This window comes from Anaerospora sp. (assembly GCF_032013335.1).
Classification (GTDB): Bacteria; Bacillota; Negativicutes; order Sporomusales; family DSM-15969; genus Anaerospora.
This window is the reverse complement of record NZ_DALZUO010000005.1, coordinates 104,593-119,745: the sequence shown is the minus strand read 5'-3', so window position 1 is coordinate 119,745 and position 15,153 is coordinate 104,593. Positions and strand designations below refer to the sequence as shown.

At 45.6% G+C, this 15,153-nt stretch carries 13 protein-coding genes; 2 read left to right on the top strand and 11 right to left on the bottom strand.

Annotated elements, in window-relative coordinates:
• Nucleotides 1-23: 23 nt before the first annotated feature.
• From RTR76_RS06560 to RTR76_RS06550, 3 genes are all read right to left on the bottom strand, one after another.
• Nucleotides 24-1,187, bottom strand: a complete 1,164-nt coding sequence (locus RTR76_RS06560; RefSeq protein WP_312518173.1) for a phosphatase PAP2 family protein — start codon at nt 1,185-1,187, stop codon at nt 24-26.
• A gap of 200 nt (nt 1,188-1,387) precedes the next feature.
• On the bottom strand, nt 1,388-2,215 hold the full coding sequence (locus RTR76_RS06555) for a phosphoenolpyruvate hydrolase family protein (RefSeq protein ID WP_312518170.1): 828 nt from the start codon (nt 2,213-2,215) through the stop codon (nt 1,388-1,390).
• Nucleotides 2,216-2,233: 18 nt separating this feature from the next.
• On the bottom strand, nt 2,234-3,451 hold the full coding sequence (locus RTR76_RS06550; RefSeq protein WP_312518168.1) for a Tm-1-like ATP-binding domain-containing protein: 1,218 nt from the start codon (nt 3,449-3,451) through the stop codon (nt 2,234-2,236).
• Nucleotides 3,452-3,701: 250 nt separating this feature from the next.
• Between RTR76_RS06550 and RTR76_RS06545 the strand changes: the two genes are divergently transcribed.
• Nucleotides 3,702-5,204 carry an amidase family protein gene (locus tag RTR76_RS06545; protein WP_312518165.1) on the top strand — a complete coding sequence of 501 codons (1,503 nt, stop codon included), beginning with the start codon at nt 3,702-3,704 and terminating at the stop codon, nt 5,202-5,204.
• Nucleotides 5,205-5,212: 8 nt separating this feature from the next.
• Nucleotides 5,213-6,004 (top strand): YhfC family intramembrane metalloprotease, encoded by a 792-nt coding sequence (locus RTR76_RS06540; RefSeq protein WP_312518162.1) that lies wholly within the window; start codon nt 5,213-5,215, stop codon nt 6,002-6,004.
• Between the two features lie 49 nt (nt 6,005-6,053).
• On the opposite strand, the gene RTR76_RS06535 is transcribed toward RTR76_RS06540, so the two are convergent.
• The 8 genes from RTR76_RS06535 to RTR76_RS06500 form a co-directional block, all read right to left on the bottom strand.
• Nucleotides 6,054-7,040, bottom strand: coding sequence for a zinc-binding dehydrogenase (locus RTR76_RS06535; RefSeq protein ID WP_312518160.1), 987 nt, complete (start codon nt 7,038-7,040; stop codon nt 6,054-6,056).
• Nucleotides 7,041-7,075: 35 nt separating this feature from the next.
• Nucleotides 7,076-8,344 carry an SLC13 family permease gene (locus RTR76_RS06530; RefSeq protein WP_312518157.1) on the bottom strand — a complete coding sequence of 423 codons (1,269 nt, stop codon included), beginning with the start codon at nt 8,342-8,344 and terminating at the stop codon, nt 7,076-7,078.
• Between the two features lie 231 nt (nt 8,345-8,575).
• Nucleotides 8,576-10,453, bottom strand: a complete 1,878-nt coding sequence (locus tag RTR76_RS06525) for a sigma 54-interacting transcriptional regulator (RefSeq protein ID WP_312518154.1) — start codon at nt 10,451-10,453, stop codon at nt 8,576-8,578.
• 139 nt (nt 10,454-10,592) lie between these two features.
• On the bottom strand, nt 10,593-11,540 hold the full coding sequence (locus tag RTR76_RS06520) for a bile acid:sodium symporter family protein (RefSeq protein ID WP_312518151.1): 948 nt from the start codon (nt 11,538-11,540) through the stop codon (nt 10,593-10,595).
• Nucleotides 11,524-11,907, bottom strand: a complete 384-nt coding sequence (panD, locus tag RTR76_RS06515) for an aspartate 1-decarboxylase (RefSeq protein ID WP_312518148.1) — start codon at nt 11,905-11,907, stop codon at nt 11,524-11,526. Before panD ends, RTR76_RS06520 begins: the two co-directional genes overlap by 17 nt.
• Before the next feature lie 9 nt (nt 11,908-11,916).
• Nucleotides 11,917-12,768: a pantoate--beta-alanine ligase gene (gene panC / locus RTR76_RS06510; RefSeq protein WP_312518353.1), complete on the bottom strand. Its 852-nt coding sequence runs from the start codon at nt 12,766-12,768 to the stop codon at nt 11,917-11,919.
• A 266-nt stretch (nt 12,769-13,034) separates the two neighbouring features.
• Nucleotides 13,035-14,228: an MFS transporter gene (locus RTR76_RS06505; protein WP_312518145.1), complete on the bottom strand. Its 1,194-nt coding sequence runs from the start codon at nt 14,226-14,228 to the stop codon at nt 13,035-13,037.
• A 4-nt stretch (nt 14,229-14,232) separates the two neighbouring features.
• Complete coding sequence (locus tag RTR76_RS06500; protein ID WP_312518142.1) at nt 14,233-15,072, bottom strand: methyl-accepting chemotaxis protein; 840 nt, start codon at nt 15,070-15,072, stop codon at nt 14,233-14,235.
• Nucleotides 15,073-15,153: the final 81 nt, after the last annotated feature.

Sequence of the window (15,153 nt, the reverse complement as noted above, 5' to 3'; positions counted from 1 at the left end):
TTTTCTTCTCCTCTCCTGATAAGCTATGTATTATTCTTTTTGTCGTTATTCTCCTTCACACGCCGCTGTTCTTCCCACCACCACAACAGGGAAATGGTAAAAGTCAGCCACACTGCTCCTGCAGCAAAGCCGGCAGCAATATCACTCGGATAATGAACGCCAAGATAAATCCGGCTTACCCCGATTGCAGCAATAAACAGCATCGATAGTATGGCAATCCCATACCTGTGCTGCCATCTTTTTATTCGCCGTGCTATAAGAAAAGCCAGCATACCATAAAAACAAAGGGAAACCATCGCGTGACCACTGGGAAAACTATAGCCTGTTGCCACTACCATCGTAAATTGATCGGGTCGGGAACGTTCAAATAGGTTTTTCAACAGGTAATTTAGCAGCGCACCACCTGCTAAACAAAGTGCCAGCCCGGCGAACTCCAGCCATCTCCGGTAAAACAGCAAAATCAGGAACGAACAGACAACAATGACTCCATACGTGAAGCCATACCCCAGGTTAGTAATTGTTATCATAACAGGATCAAGCTCAGGAGCAGCAAAATAACGAACAAGCCATATGACAGTATTGTCAAACAGTCCCATCGTTTGCCGGAAAATGGTTTTCCAGGTCAGTTCAAAAAATATGGCTAACATACTACCGCTTACCGCCAGCGCAAGCACAATTGCTAAAACAGGCCAGTGATGCTCGAAGTTCAACAGCTTCCTTTTCATTGTTGTATAAATAGGAATAGCTTCAGCGTAGCGCAGTATCAGCAATACCACATAGGGAAGTGCCAGGAGGCTGCAAAGGGCAGTCAATAAAATACCGCCTACCAGCCAGTTTACAATCGGCACCTGTACAGGGCCAGTCACTAGCAAGCTCCCCTCAACTTGTGCGCCAGCTTGCTCAATAATTTGGCCTCCCAATATCAGAATGCCGCCTTTTATCTTTGCGCCTGCTCCAATTACCACACTGCCATCGACAACGACGATTCCGTCGTTCACTATACCATAAACAAAGGCATCACCTTTGGAAACCAACAGTCTGCCAATCTGTTGATCCGCCTCGATGCGGATGCTTTCGTGGACGAAAACATCTGCAAATTTCTCCTTATGCCTGCCATCAGCTGCAACAAGGCTGCTGCCCAGCAGACACAGAAGCAATATACTAATGAAATGCTTTATGTTAATCAATCGTCCTGTTCTCCTGCCATGTTATTTCTAAAGTAGTATACACAGAAGCTAACAACTACATAATTTGACTTTATCATACCATTCACAACTCATTGGTACAATACGCTTTGCCTTATCACAAGCAAAAGGACGGTACCGGCTTATCTTAGCCGGTACCGTCCTTCATATAATGTTGCTTCTCGCAAAGTTATCGCTTACGTTTAATAATGTATTTCTTTAAAAGAGCGAACCTGTGCGGCAATTGCTCTTTCTGTGGGCAGCCTTTCCATACTGGAGGCACCATAGAAGCCGATAATGCCCTTCGTGCGGCTCAGAACATAAGCTGCATCTTCCGGTTCAGCGAGCGGTCCGCCATGACAGATGACAAAAATATCCGGGTTGATCGCTTTGGCAACATCATGGATAGCCTGTATTTTTTTTACGCAGTCATCCAGTGTTAACGCTGTTTTCGCTCCAATCGTTCCTTTGGTAGTCAGTCCCATATGAGCAACCAGAATATCAGCGCCGGCTCTGGTCATTTTTTCTGCTTCTTCTTCATTAAAAACATAGGGCGACGTCACCAAATCAAGTTCATGAGCCTTACGGATCATGTCAACTTCAAGATCATAACCCATGCCGGTTTCTTCCAGGTTCTGCCGGAACATACCATCACAAAGCCCTACTGTAGGAAAGTTTTGCACTCCTGAGAAGCCCATCTCTTTCAGTTGCTTTAAAAAGACGTCCATAATGCGAAAGGGATCTGTCCCGCATACACCCGCCAACACCGGCGTATCTTTAACTACTGGCAATACTTCACTCGCCATTTCCACAACAATTGCATTTGCATCGCCATAGGGCATCAATCCGGCAAGAGAACCGCGTCCAGCCATTCTGTACCTGCCTGAGTTATAGATAACCATTAAGTCAACGCCGCCTGCCTCGGCACTTTTAGCGGAAAGTCCGGTTCCTGCGCCGGCACCGATAACCGGAATGCCTTGCGCAACCTGCTCCCGGATTCTTTGTAAAACGGCTTGTCTGCTGATTGCCATTTCGTTACCTCCAGTTCGTTATTTGCTCTCCATCAGCTTAATTAGCTTCTCAGCCATCGCAATAGCAAAGCTTTCATCATTAATATCTGTATTGATTTCTACCAATTCTATCTTTTCCCTGTTTAACCGGGACCGAATAGCTGTGAATAAGGCTGCGTCTTCTTCAGGTCCATAAAAGGGTTTGCCCTCTGCATCAATGAGCGACACACCCTTTAAAGGCAGGAACACTGCGGCCGCTCCAGTAGTATGATTTACCTTGTCCGCAATAATTTCACCTAACTGCCGGCACTCGTCTACCGTTGTTCTCATTAACGTAATTGTAGCGTTATGGTGATATAAATTCCGGTTTTTAAATTGGGCAGGCACCGTATCCATGGGGCCAAAGTTTACCATATCAAGCGCCCCTACAGAGACAACCTGAGGAATTCCTGCCCTGGAAGCCGCTTCCAGCCGGTGCGGCCCTGCCGTAAGCACACCACCGACTAATTCATCGGCCCACTCGGTAGTAGTTGCATCTAATACTCCTTTAATATAGCCCGAATCAATCAAACTCTCCATTGCTTTGCCGCCCGAACCGGTGGCATGAAAAACAAGTACCTCATATCCCTTTGATTCGAGATATTCTCTGGCAGTCGTTACGCACGGAGTTGTTACGCCAAACATCGTTGCACCAACAAGCGGCTTATCGTCACTAGCTGCTGGTATCTCTCCCTGGGCCATTCCGGCGATAGCAAAAGCGGCATTAGCCATAATACGCCTCGAAAGGCTGTTAAGCCCCGCTACATCAACAACCGAATACATCATGGTGATATCTTTTTCGCCAACATATGGCCTCGTATCCCCAGACGCTACGGTAGAAACCATTAGCTTGGGAATGCCCACCGGAAGTGCCTGCATCGCAGCAGTGCCAATTGTAGTACCCGCCGAGCCACCCAAGCTGATAATCCCGGCAACTTGTCCTTCGCGATACAAGTTTGCCACTACGATGGCGGCCCCCTTCATCATAGCATCAATTGCTGCTCCCCGGTCATCGGTGCTAATTAAACTGGCAAGCTCGCTCCCCGCCGCCCGGGCTACTTCCGAACTGGAAATATCAGGGGAAAAGAAAGCCTTTCCCTTAATACCCACATTAATAACAATTGTTTGTAATCCGCAGCTTTTAATAATATCTTTGATATACTGAAATTCTTGTCCTTTTGTATCAAGAGTCCCGATAATAACCACTTTTTTCGCCATTGTATCACTCCTCTTTAGCCTAGTAATCCATACTGGTGTTAGTGTGCTTACGAGCCTTTAATATGATTCAACAGCTAATTTCGCCTGCATGACTGACAAATCCTGCCATAATAATCAGAACATTCGTTTTATTATTATTTGCTTTTGGCTGGAAAACATTTGTAGTGCTGCAACAATACCAAATAATTGCTAATCTGTTATAATAAAGAAAAACCTGGTATGAAAACTTTTATAAAAAGGAATGATTGCTATGGTAACACAGAAAAATCAGCCCTTTGTCCTGGAAGAAGCGACAATTGCCAGTATTCATAGCGCCTTCCGGTCCGGTGAGTTGACAGCAGTTCAGCTTGTCAGCATGTATTTACAGCGAATTGAGGCTTTCGACCAGCAGGGACCAAAGTTAAATGCAGTTATTACATTAAATCCTCATATACTTGCCGAAGCCGAACAACTTGATAAACAATGGCAGGCTTCAGGTATGACCGGACCATTGCATGGCATACCGGTGCTGCTGAAAGACAATGTTAACACTACGGCGCTGGCAACAACTGCCGGTTCTCTCAGCCTTAAAAATTTTTATCCGCCAGCTGATGCTTTTATTGTCAATAAACTGCGGACGGCAGGCGCACTAATTCTTGCCAAAGTAAATCTCCATGAATTTGCTATCTGGGGTGAATCGGTAAGCTCCATGCTCGGACAGACTGTGAATCCCTATGATTTAAGCCGTACTCCCGGCGGCTCCAGCGGAGGCACTGGCACTGCTCTCGCCGCAAATTACGGAGTATTAGGCGTTGGGACAGATACAGTCAACTCGGTCCGCTCTCCTGCATCGGCCAATAGTGTGGTGGGGCTAAGGCCCACGCTCGGTCTGATAAGCCGCACAGGCATTATTCCCTACTCTTACACCCAGGATACCGCCGGGCCTATGGCTAGAACGGTCGAAGATACAGCTCGTATGCTCAATTGCCTGACCGGCTATGACCTTTGCGATCCGGTCACCAAGCAAAGTGAGGAGCATATAGAGCCTGACTACACTCAATTCCTTCATATTAACGGCCTGGAGAAAAAGAAAATAGGTGTATTGCGCAGCTTCTGGGGGGGCAATGAAATTCACCTGGAAGTTAACTCTATCTGCGAGGCAGCACTTCAGTCACTGCAGGATTTAGGTGCATCTCTTGTGGAATTAAATTTAGAACTCAAAGCAGAGGACGTTTTATCAGCCAGTGTTCATCTAATGGAACTGGATTCGCACCTCAGTGGGTACTTGGCAAATCCGCTTAATCAAATGCCGGTACACTCCCTTACTCAGATCCTGGAAAGCGGTGCTTTTCACCCCAGCATTGAAAGCAATCTCCGTGAAGCCCTCTCCTTACGTTTTCAAACTGCCGCCTATCAGGAGCGCCTTAATCAGCAAGCCCGGTTGCGTAAAATACTGGCAAGCGTAATGGAGGACTATCAATTAGATGCTCTCGTATTCCCTCATCAAAAACGCCTGGTGGCACCAATCGGCGAACAGCAGCTGGAGCGTAATGGTACCTTAGCCGCCGTTACTGGTTTTCCGTCTTTAGTTGTACCTGCAGGATTTTCTGCTCCTACTCAGTCGTCCCCTATCGGAGTGCCTGTGGGAATTGAATTCGTAGCCTTGCCTTGGCAGGAAGGTCTGCTACTTCAAATCGGCTATGCTTTTGAACAAGGAACCCGCCACCGCAAGGAGCCGCCTTTTGCGCCAGCCTTAAGCTCATTTAACTATTAGGAGGATTTATGGTCAGTACTTTTTCGCTTGCAGCCATGGTGTCTGCCGCCAGCCTTTCTATGCTTTTACCCGTTATTTTGTTCTTTTACTACCGCCGCCAAGAGCAGTTATCTATCAAAGTTGCTGCTGCTGGTATGGCAACCTTTATCATTTTTGCTATGATACTGGAAAGAATTCTCCATACCTATCTCTTAACAATTAATCCGCTAACCCAGCAATGGCTTTCAGGTACAGCGGCTTATGTTTTGTATGGCAGCCTGGCAGCCGGTTTATTTGAAGAAGGAGGCCGGTATCTCGTTTTCCGCTTTCTCCTCAAAAGCAGGCGGTCCTGGTCTGACGGCCTGGCTTTCGGCTTAGGCCACGGCGGGATTGAAGCAATTTTACTCGGTGGAACTACTACCATACAAAATATCATCTTTGCGCTTAGCTTAAACGCCGGCACCTTGGAACAAAGCCTTGCCGGTACTGTCCCTCCTGAAATAATAGCCGGGATAAAGGCAACACTCCTGACAACCTCGCCATTTCTCTTTCTAGTCAGCGGAGTTGAACGAATTATGGCCCTTATTATGCAAGTTTCGCTGTCTTTGCTCGTATTATACGGTGTACGTACAGAGCGTATCCGCTATCTCTTCTGGGCTATCGGCCTTCATGCCCTATTTGATATTCCTGCCGGTTTATTTCAAAAGCAAGTACTCGGCCTGATGTCTACTGAAGCAATTCTGGCCATTTTTGCTGTAGCTTTACTCTACTTGTTGCACAAAGGAAAGCGTTATTTTACCGGCGAAGCGGAAAACATCTAATAAAAGAAGAAGGAACCCGGAAAAACCGGATTCCTTCTTCTTTTTATCTCTATGGCCGTAAAACAATCTTGATTGCCGTATCATCTTTATCAGCTAATTCAAATGCTGCTTTAATCTCACTTAAGGGAAATTCATTTGTAATAAGGGGCTTGATATTGACATTGCCTTGCGCAACAGGGCGCAGTGAGGGTGGCGTCCACACATACCGCTCCCGCCAGGTATGGTGCACCAGACAGGTATTGATAAATTCCAGGCCGTCGTCATGCCAGCGGCTGATATTCAATGTTATTGGCTGAGTTACCCAGCTGTAAAACACAAACTTTCCATTATGCTTAATAATCTCCGATGCCGTATTAAAGGAGCTTTCTCCGCCCGCTGCCTCAACGACTACGTCTGCGCCCCTGTCTCCGGTCATTTTAAAGACAATATCCTTTAAATCTTCTTTTTTCAGGTTAACAGTTACATCGGCACCAAGCTGCTTAGCCAATTCCAATTTTCCATCAAGAACATCAGCAACAATTACTCTATCGGCTCCTTTTTGTTTGGCGCATTGCGCAATAATCTGTCCGGCAAAGCCGCCGCCCATTACAACTACCACGTCGCCGAGCTGCACACCTGAATGGAGACCTGAGTACATGGCACAGGCGATCGGTTCACCCAGACTCAGCAAGTCCATATCCAGCCCTTCTGGAGCGGGCTGCAGCTGAAATGCTTTTGCTACAAAATAATCCGCATAGTTATTGCACCAGCCAAAGGCAATAACCTTATCCCCCACTTGGTATTCGCTGACCTTTGAGCCTACTTCCACAACAGTACCACCGCTTTCGTGCCCCAGCCAAAAGGGAAATTTCGGTTCTTGCCGGAATTCAGCCGTCTTAGGCGGCATTTGCCCCCGGTAAAAGGCCTTATCAGAACCGCAAATCCCGATAAGATGATTTTTAACCAGTATTTCATCCTCACCACATACTAATTCTTTTTCCACCAGTTCAATATCATAAGGACCTTTTAATAATGCTGCTCTTGTCATAACTGCCATACTAATTCCTCCTCAAGTTTATTTTTTAAGATTAGTTAAGGAATGCGCACTAATGTAAAGGATACCCAGGCAATAATTGCCCCCACTGCAGCCATACTTAATCCCCAAACCAGCATTTTTTTGAATAAAACTGATTTATTTTCACTAGCATGAGCATTGGCCAAATAAATAGCGCCGCTTGTGGACAAGGGACTCATATCAACTACAAATCCACAAGATACGATTGCAGAAATCAACGGCACCAGCTCAGATGTACTAGCACCTACTTTTTCAAGTAAAATAGGAGCCATCGGAACAAATGTAGCAAGAATAACACCGGTAGTACTCGCATAAGCCGAAATCAGCCCGGAAACAAAACCGGTTACCAAAGATATGGTTGATGCTGTTGCTAACTTTGCAATCAGTGCCGCAAACAGGTCAATTCCGCCTACCTTAGTCATGAGTGTTATCATTACCGTAACTCCTGTGACCATAAGGATAGCACTCCAAGGCATTGCTTTAATCGCTTTATCCTCATCAGCTGCTTTTAGCAAAATGAGAATGCCTCCGATTAGAAAAGCACCTAAACCGATATCCATGTTAAAACCTATGACACCGATAATATAGACCGCAAGTCCCCATAACGTCAGCAACTGATCTTTGCTGAAGGGCTCTACTTTAATATTGGCAAGTACGGTGCTTTCACCATTAGACTGATTTCTAATTAATTTGTGCCCGCCAAAAACAAAATAAGCTACAATAGATGTGGCAAAATGAACCCACACATTGTTGAACCAGATCAACATACTAATATCGCCGAGACCAAGCTTATTGGTAAGACCAGTAGTAATAATACCACCAATAGCAATTGGCGACATACCACCGGCATGCCCGCCGTTTCCAGCCATAATAGCCAACAGCAACGGGTTTACCTCTATTTCCTTAGCCAGCAGCATTACCGTGGGAGCCAGCAAGGCGGCAGTTACTGTAGGTCCTGGCCCTGCAGCGCCGATCACTAAAGCAATGAAAAATAAAAGGATTGGTAAAAGTGCAACATTGCCTTTCACCCCTTTGATTACATACTTGGTGACTTTCTCCAGTGTTCCATTGTTTTGGGCAATAGAAAAAAGAAAGGTTGTTCCGGCCAGCATGATAAAGAGGCTTGTAGGATATCCTTTCAGAATTTCATCAACTTTTATGCCCCCTAAATAGTGACCGATTACCAGAGCAACTCCTAAAGCCATAATTCCGATATTGCGGGTTGAAATGCAGCTTACGATGATGACAACAATAAGAGCCAGTAAAGAAATAATTGCTAATGACACACTATTCCTCCTCTTGCGTTAAGGTTTTGCCTAAGGTCCTCTTGCAGCCACCCTCCTATCTAATTGAACTTTCGCAATACACTAACTAAGCAAAATTCATGCCAAAGATAAGAACTTCGCCTGTCCCGCATTATACGGGCTGCATAGGCGAAGTTCTTTATTTATCATGTTTCATTGTTACGTTGCATGCGTTACATTAATTGTTTCGTGAAACGTCTGAAAATAGTTGATTTAGAGCTCAGACAATTTCCGCCATAATGTTGTTCTACTGACTCCCAGCAGCCGGGCTGCCTGTGCTTTATTGCCACCCGCCCTCTGTAAAGCTTCCTGAATCGCATCTATACTCAAAACACCAGGGCCGGATTCGGTGTTTCGTTCCGACGCACATTCAATTTGTTCAAACGACAAGCTCCGCAATATATCCGGTTCGGTAATGATTTTTTTATCTGACAAAACTACCAGCCGTTCGCAAACATTGCATAATTCACGTACATTCCCCGGCCAGTTATACCTTGTCAATAAACGCTCGGCTTCAACTGACAGATGCACTATGTTTTTATGAAAGCGGCTACTGTAAATTGAAAGAAAATGTTCTATCAACAACAAGATATCGCCTTGTCTTGCACGCAGTGGTGGAACATTAATATGCAGCACATCCAGTCGGTATAAAAGATCACGACGGAAAGCATTCTCCATAATAAGCTGTTTTAGATCTTTATTGGTAGCGGATATCACTCTAACGTCCACCGGGATAATACGATCATCACCTAACCGCATAATCTCCCGCTCCTGCAAAACCCGCAGCAGCCTGCCCTGCAGTTTTAAAGGTATTTCCGAGACTTCATCCAGAAAAATGGTTCCCTGGTGAGCCAATTCGAACAAGCCTGGTTTCCCGCTCTTTGCTGCTCCGGTAAAAGCCCCCGGCACATAACCAAACAACTCACTTTCCAGCAGATTTTCCGGCAGCGCGGCACAGTTAACTGCCATAAATGGTCCTTTGCGCCGCAGACTATTATTGTGACAGCTTTGTGCAAATAACTCTTTGCCTGTTCCAGTCTCGCCAATCACCAGGATATTGGAATCGACTTTGCTAAATTTTCTCGTCATTTCTATTGTATCTGTAAGAGCTGTGCTTGTACCAATAATATCGTTAAAGGAATATTTGGCTTTTAAACCGGTATAATGGATTTTTTCCCGGATACGCCCTTCCAGTTCCTGCAGCTTCGATGCATACTGAAATGTGGCCACCGCACCTACAACCTTGTCTTTCACCTTTACCGGAACTCTATTTTTAACAACTAAGGAAGCGCTAATTGTCTCTAAATCCCCCAATTCGGCCTCACCTGTTTCCAACACGCGCAGCAAGCCCGTATTGGGAAGCACGCTCCTGATGTGCCTGCCGATCGCTTTTGAAGTACTTACTTTGGTAATCGCTTCAGCCGTCTTATTAAACACTGTAATAACGCCTTTTTCATCAATAGCCAGAACACCTTCATAAGCATGATCCATAATAGCCTTTACCCTCTCGGCAATTTCCTGATTATGTTTAGCCACCCGGGCTGTTCGCATGGCTTCTCCAATTGCCTGCAAAATCGCTTCTTTTCCTGACTCAATTAATATCGCCTTCAGTCCATGCCGCTTAGCAATTTCCACTGTCATCGCCCCGCTGATAATTGCATCAACCCCGCTTTGCGCAGCGACCTTGACACATTGCTCGGCATCCTCTTCTTCCATAACCTGGTAGCATTGAATATCCACTCCCAGTGCGCCGGATATATTCTGAACACCGTAAATCATAGAGTCAGACCCCATAACCGCGATACGCTGAGCATGAAATTGCCTGCGGCAGTACATTACGGCATTAATAACATCATAGCCTGTCACAGGCAGATTAATAACAGGAATATGCGGGTAGACTGTCTGCAAAGCCGAGGCCGTTACTCCCCGTGCAATAATTGCATCACAGTCAAAATGCATTGTTTCAATGACTTTTACTCCTATAGCAGACACGACCTGTAATAGAACATTCATTTCCCTGCACTCGGCAGCTACAGCTTCAGCAAGCTGCTTGCATTCCTCATATGGTGCAACTAATGATACGTTGATCATCTTACCCACATCCTCGTTATAGTAACGCCCTTTGCATTTATTATGCCTGTCTTTATCACAAGCGGCAACCCTCTTCTTAAAACTAAAAAATCATGCGCACTGCTGGTTGCAGTGTGCATGATTTTTTTCAAACAATAGGTTATAATACCGGCAGCTTTGTTTTACTACTCTTTCTCACCCAGTAGGAAGCAAGCAAACTGCCGCTGAAATTGTGCCAGACACTAAATATTGCTCCCGGCACAGCTGCCAGCGGGTCCAGATGAACTAGCGCCAGAGCAACCGCCAGACCCGAGTTTTCCATGCCAATCTCAAAAGAAATCGCTCTGGCCTTACTCTCGCCCATCCCCAGTGAAAGAGAGGACCAATACCCCAGCAACAAGCCGAATAAATTATGCAAACCAACAGCCAGAAGAGCAATTACAGCTACACCGGCTATCTTAGCTGCATTTAGTGCTACCACGGCACTAACTGTTACTACAATTGCAAGTACCGATATTGCAGGAATAACCGGCTGAAGCTGTTCTACCCACCTGTTTGCCCAAAAGCGAATCATCATTCCTGCGAGGATAGGAACGACGACAATTTTAATAATATCCAAAAGCAAGGCCGCTGCATCTACGGGAATCATCGCACCTGAGAGCAGAAGAAATAAAAACGGTGTCAATAGCGGTGACAGCAGTGTATTAATGCTGGAAACTGTAATGGAGAGTGCAGTATCACCCTTTGCAATAAATGTCATCACATTTGATGCCGTTCCGCTGGGGCAGCACCCCACCAGCAGCACCCCCGCTGCCAGCGACGGATCAAGCGCAAGTACTTTTGTTACTCCCCAGGCAACGCCAGGCATAATAAGATAACGCAGCAAAACACCGTAGCATACATCCTTGGGTCTTGAGAGCACCAGTTTAAAGTCGGCCGCTGTCATGGTAAGTCCCATACCAAGCATAATTACGCCTAATAGATATGGTATATACTTGCCAATCGGCTTAATTAAGGCTGGATGAAAAAAAGCAAGCACTGCTCCCAGCATGACCCATAGCGAAACAGTACTGGTAATAAACCCGGCAAGTCTAGCTAATCTCGCCATGATACTCGCGCCCTCTGCTATTGATGATACGATTGCCTTGGTCAACATGAACGACTACCGGCTCCAGTTCTTTTGCTTCTTGAGGGCTGTATAAGGCATAACTGATGATAATAACGGTATCCCCCGGCTGAACAAGTCTGGCTGCAGCTCCATTCAGGCAAATAACACCCGAATTTGCTTCTCCCGAGATTACATACGTCTCTAGTCTTGCTCCATTATTGTTATTCACAATTTGTACTTTTTCACCAGGCAAAATGCAGGCGGCTTCAATCAGCGATTGATCAATTGTAATACTTCCCATATAGTTGAGCTCCGCCTGTGTAACGGTAGCACGATGTATTTTGGATTTCATCATTGTCAGCAGCATCTTAGTTGTCTACTCCTTTACTTCCAGAATCATATTATCGATCAGGCGGGTTGTGCCAAATCGCACCGCTACAGCAAGCAACACCTTGTCTCTTACCGTTGTAATTTCCTGAAGGTCAGGGAAAGAGTACATTTGTACATACTCCACAGCAGCTAAAGGTTCTTCGGCTATTTTATCTTGAACCTCGCTGCAAATCAGACGGCACCCACGCTGACCTTGTATTACCATCTGCTGTGCAGACAGCAAGCTTCGGCTCAGTACCAGCGCTGCTGTACGCTGTTCAGGAGTCAGGTAAATATTCCGGGAGCTTTTAGCCAGCCCATCGGGATCACGCACGATTGGTACCATGATAATTTCAACATTCATGTTTAAATCACGTACCATTTTCATAAGTACAACAACCTGCTGTGCATCTTTTTGTCCGAAAAAAGCTCTGTCCGGCTGAACTATGTTGAATAACTTCGTTACTACAGTTGCCACACCGCGAAAATGGCCGGGACGGGTTTGACCACATAATTTTTCAGTAATGTTGTCCACACTCACCCAAGTTCCCCAGCCTTGAGGGTACATATCGGCAACATGCGGACGAAAAACAACATCTACTCCAATTTTCTGGCAGGCGTCAATATCAGACTGCCAGGTGCGCGGATAAGCGTCATAATCTTCATTAGGCCCGAATTGCGTGGGATTAACAAAAATACTTGCTACCACAGTATCACTGCTGCTTTTTGCCTCTTCCATCAATGCCAAATGACCTTCGTGCAAAGCCCCCATGGTAGGAACAAACCCAACCTTTTTCCCCTGTTGTCGTACTTGTGCAATAAACTCTCGCATTTCGGCTACTGATTCGATAACGGTAATCACTCTATCTCCCCCTAAAATGCGACAATAAAAACAACCTCCTTGCCCGCACGAAAAGTGGACAAGGAGGTGTCGTAAAATAGCAAAGCTTAATACACCTTCCGTCTCAGTCCGCAGCGGATCTAAGCGGCAACAAGGTTATTTCTGTTGTCGTGATATTTGTGAAAGGCTCTCGTTTTCGGTATGACTCAAAACGATATCATCCTACAGGAGCAATCCAACACCACTATAATACTAAAAACAGCTCGTATTGACAATAAAAAGATTCAGGCCAATTCTTTAACACGTAACCCAACCCAGGCAGCAGTTATTGCAAAGAAAAAAGCAGTACAGAAAAAAACCGCACCTATGCCAAAGTGTAGAGCAATAAAGCCTCCGCTTAGAGGTCCGATTACGTTTCCCATTAATGCGGCACCGGTAGTAACACCATAAGCTACCCCTCTTTTTTCCGGCGGAATCAGATAGGTTATGATCGTATTAGCACTGGGAATCATGGCTCCAAGACAAAAACCACTTAATGCCCGAAAGGCACCTAATGTCAAAACATCACCAGCCAATGCCTGTAAGTAGAAAAATACAGCTCCCATTGCCGCAGCAGTAAACAAAATAATGCGATGTCGAAAATATTTACCCAACAGCCCCATCGAGGCTGAAGAAATAGAACTGGTCAACCCTGCTACCGCAATAACGGTACCGGAAATACTGGCAATATATGTACTGTCAGCAACCATAGTTTGTACATACAGCGGCATGATTGGCGCAATAACCTGAATGGCGAATTGAATTAAAAAGAGTACCAGCAGCATACTTTTAATTCCTGGTATGACAACTACTGATTTGATATCCCGCCGGACGGAAGGCTTTGCCGCTTGAGCAGCCGGTGTAAAGTGTTCGGGTACAGCTAAGTGAATGACAGTCAGTGCAAGCAGACAAAGCAATCCAAAAACCACGAAGGTCTGCCGGTAACCAACATGGTCGGCAACAATACCGCCAAACATGGGGCCAAAGGCTCCGCCTACAACCATTGCCGTCTGAAATATCCCCATAGTAAACCCTATTTCCTCTTCCGGCGTTACACTAGTTACTAATGCAAGTGCCGCTGCAGTAAACCCTCCAAAGATGCCCTGAATAATGCGTAAAACAAGCAGCTGATAGACATTAGTAACAAAAGCCATGGCAATCATGACCAGACTAAACATCAACATTACCCGCTCAACCATCGGTTTACGCCCTTTGCGATCGCCAAGGGCTCCCCAATAGGGACCGGATATCCCGGCAAATAAAGCTGCAACTCCCATCAGAATACCAGCCCAAATTTCTGTTTCCTCCAGACTGGTTACTCCCAAATGCGTTATATAGAGCGGCAGGAAAGAAACAACTCCGGTTATAGCGCTCATCCCTATGACCTGAGCAAACCACATAATGGCTAAGTGTTTCTTCCATTCAGCAACAGTAGACACAAACTTATCCTTTCTTCAGGCTTTTCGATAGTTCATCAAGACGTTGTCCCATAGAATTTGCCTGCTGGACTGCCTCAGTTAGTTGCGAAATAGCCTCTGTAATATAGGTGATGACAGAATTCATATTATTTACCTGCTGCGCTGTACCGGCGCTTTGTTCTTGAATACCTCTGATAATCATTTCGCCTTTTTTTATTGATTCGGCACTGCTTGTTGCCAATTTGCGTATCTCCTCCGCCACAACACCAAAGCCCCGCCCTTGTTCTCCAACCCGTGCAGCTTCTATTGCTGCATTCAAGCCTAGTAAATTAGTCTGACTGGAAATTGCTTTAATCATATGCAAAACTTCATTCGTTTCTTTCGCCTTATTTTGAGAGCCTTCCGCATATTTTGCCAGTTCTGTGCTTGTGCCGGACAGTTGTTCAGCTTGAGCGGTTATTTCCTCTGCCGTACTGGCTAAGACACTAATACTGGCAGTTAATGTGGCAGCAAGTTCCTTGAGAGCCTCTTCCTGCTCGATCGTCTCATAAGCGCAAACGGCACCAATTACCTGCTTATCATCATTGTAAATTGGAACAGAAATAGCAATAAGCACTTCACCATAAATTGCTTTATCCAGCCTGGCAGTTACCAGACGCTTCTCCTGAATTGCCCTGGAAATTGCTCCGCCCGGTTTAACCACTAAGCCTGGCGCTATTTTTAAATCCATTTTGTTCCCGGCTTTATAAAAAAGAAATTGCTCCCGGTCAGTCATGCTAATCCCCACGCCGCTGATAAACAAATCACTGATTTGACCAAGAACACTGCAAAACTGATCAAGAATAACCTTGTCCTGCTCTGACATGATATGCACTCCAATCACTGAAAGATTTACCATAATGAATTCGAATAAAAACAACTTCTTCCTGCAGTAATCAAAGTACTA

Coding starts and splice junctions, on each gene's coding strand:
- RTR76_RS06555 (WP_312518170.1), bottom strand. CDS start 2,215: ATGGCAATCAGCAGACAAGCCGTTTTACAAAGAATCCGGGAGCAGGTT.
- RTR76_RS06550 (WP_312518168.1), bottom strand. CDS start 3,451: ATGGCGAAAAAAGTGGTTATTATCGGGACTCTTGATACAAAAGGACAA.
- RTR76_RS06545 (WP_312518165.1), top strand. CDS start 3,702: ATGGTAACACAGAAAAATCAGCCCTTTGTCCTGGAAGAAGCGACAATT.
- RTR76_RS06540 (WP_312518162.1), top strand. CDS start 5,213: ATGGTCAGTACTTTTTCGCTTGCAGCCATGGTGTCTGCCGCCAGCCTT.
- RTR76_RS06535 (WP_312518160.1), bottom strand. CDS start 7,040: ATGGCAGTTATGACAAGAGCAGCATTATTAAAAGGTCCTTATGATATT.
- RTR76_RS06525 (WP_312518154.1), bottom strand. CDS start 10,453: ATGATCAACGTATCATTAGTTGCACCATATGAGGAATGCAAGCAGCTT.
- RTR76_RS06520 (WP_312518151.1), bottom strand. CDS start 11,540: ATGGCGAGATTAGCTAGACTTGCCGGGTTTATTACCAGTACTGTTTCG.
- panD (WP_312518148.1), bottom strand. CDS start 11,907: ATGCTGCTGACAATGATGAAATCCAAAATACATCGTGCTACCGTTACA.
- RTR76_RS06500 (WP_312518142.1), bottom strand. CDS start 15,072: ATGTCAGAGCAGGACAAGGTTATTCTTGATCAGTTTTGCAGTGTTCTT.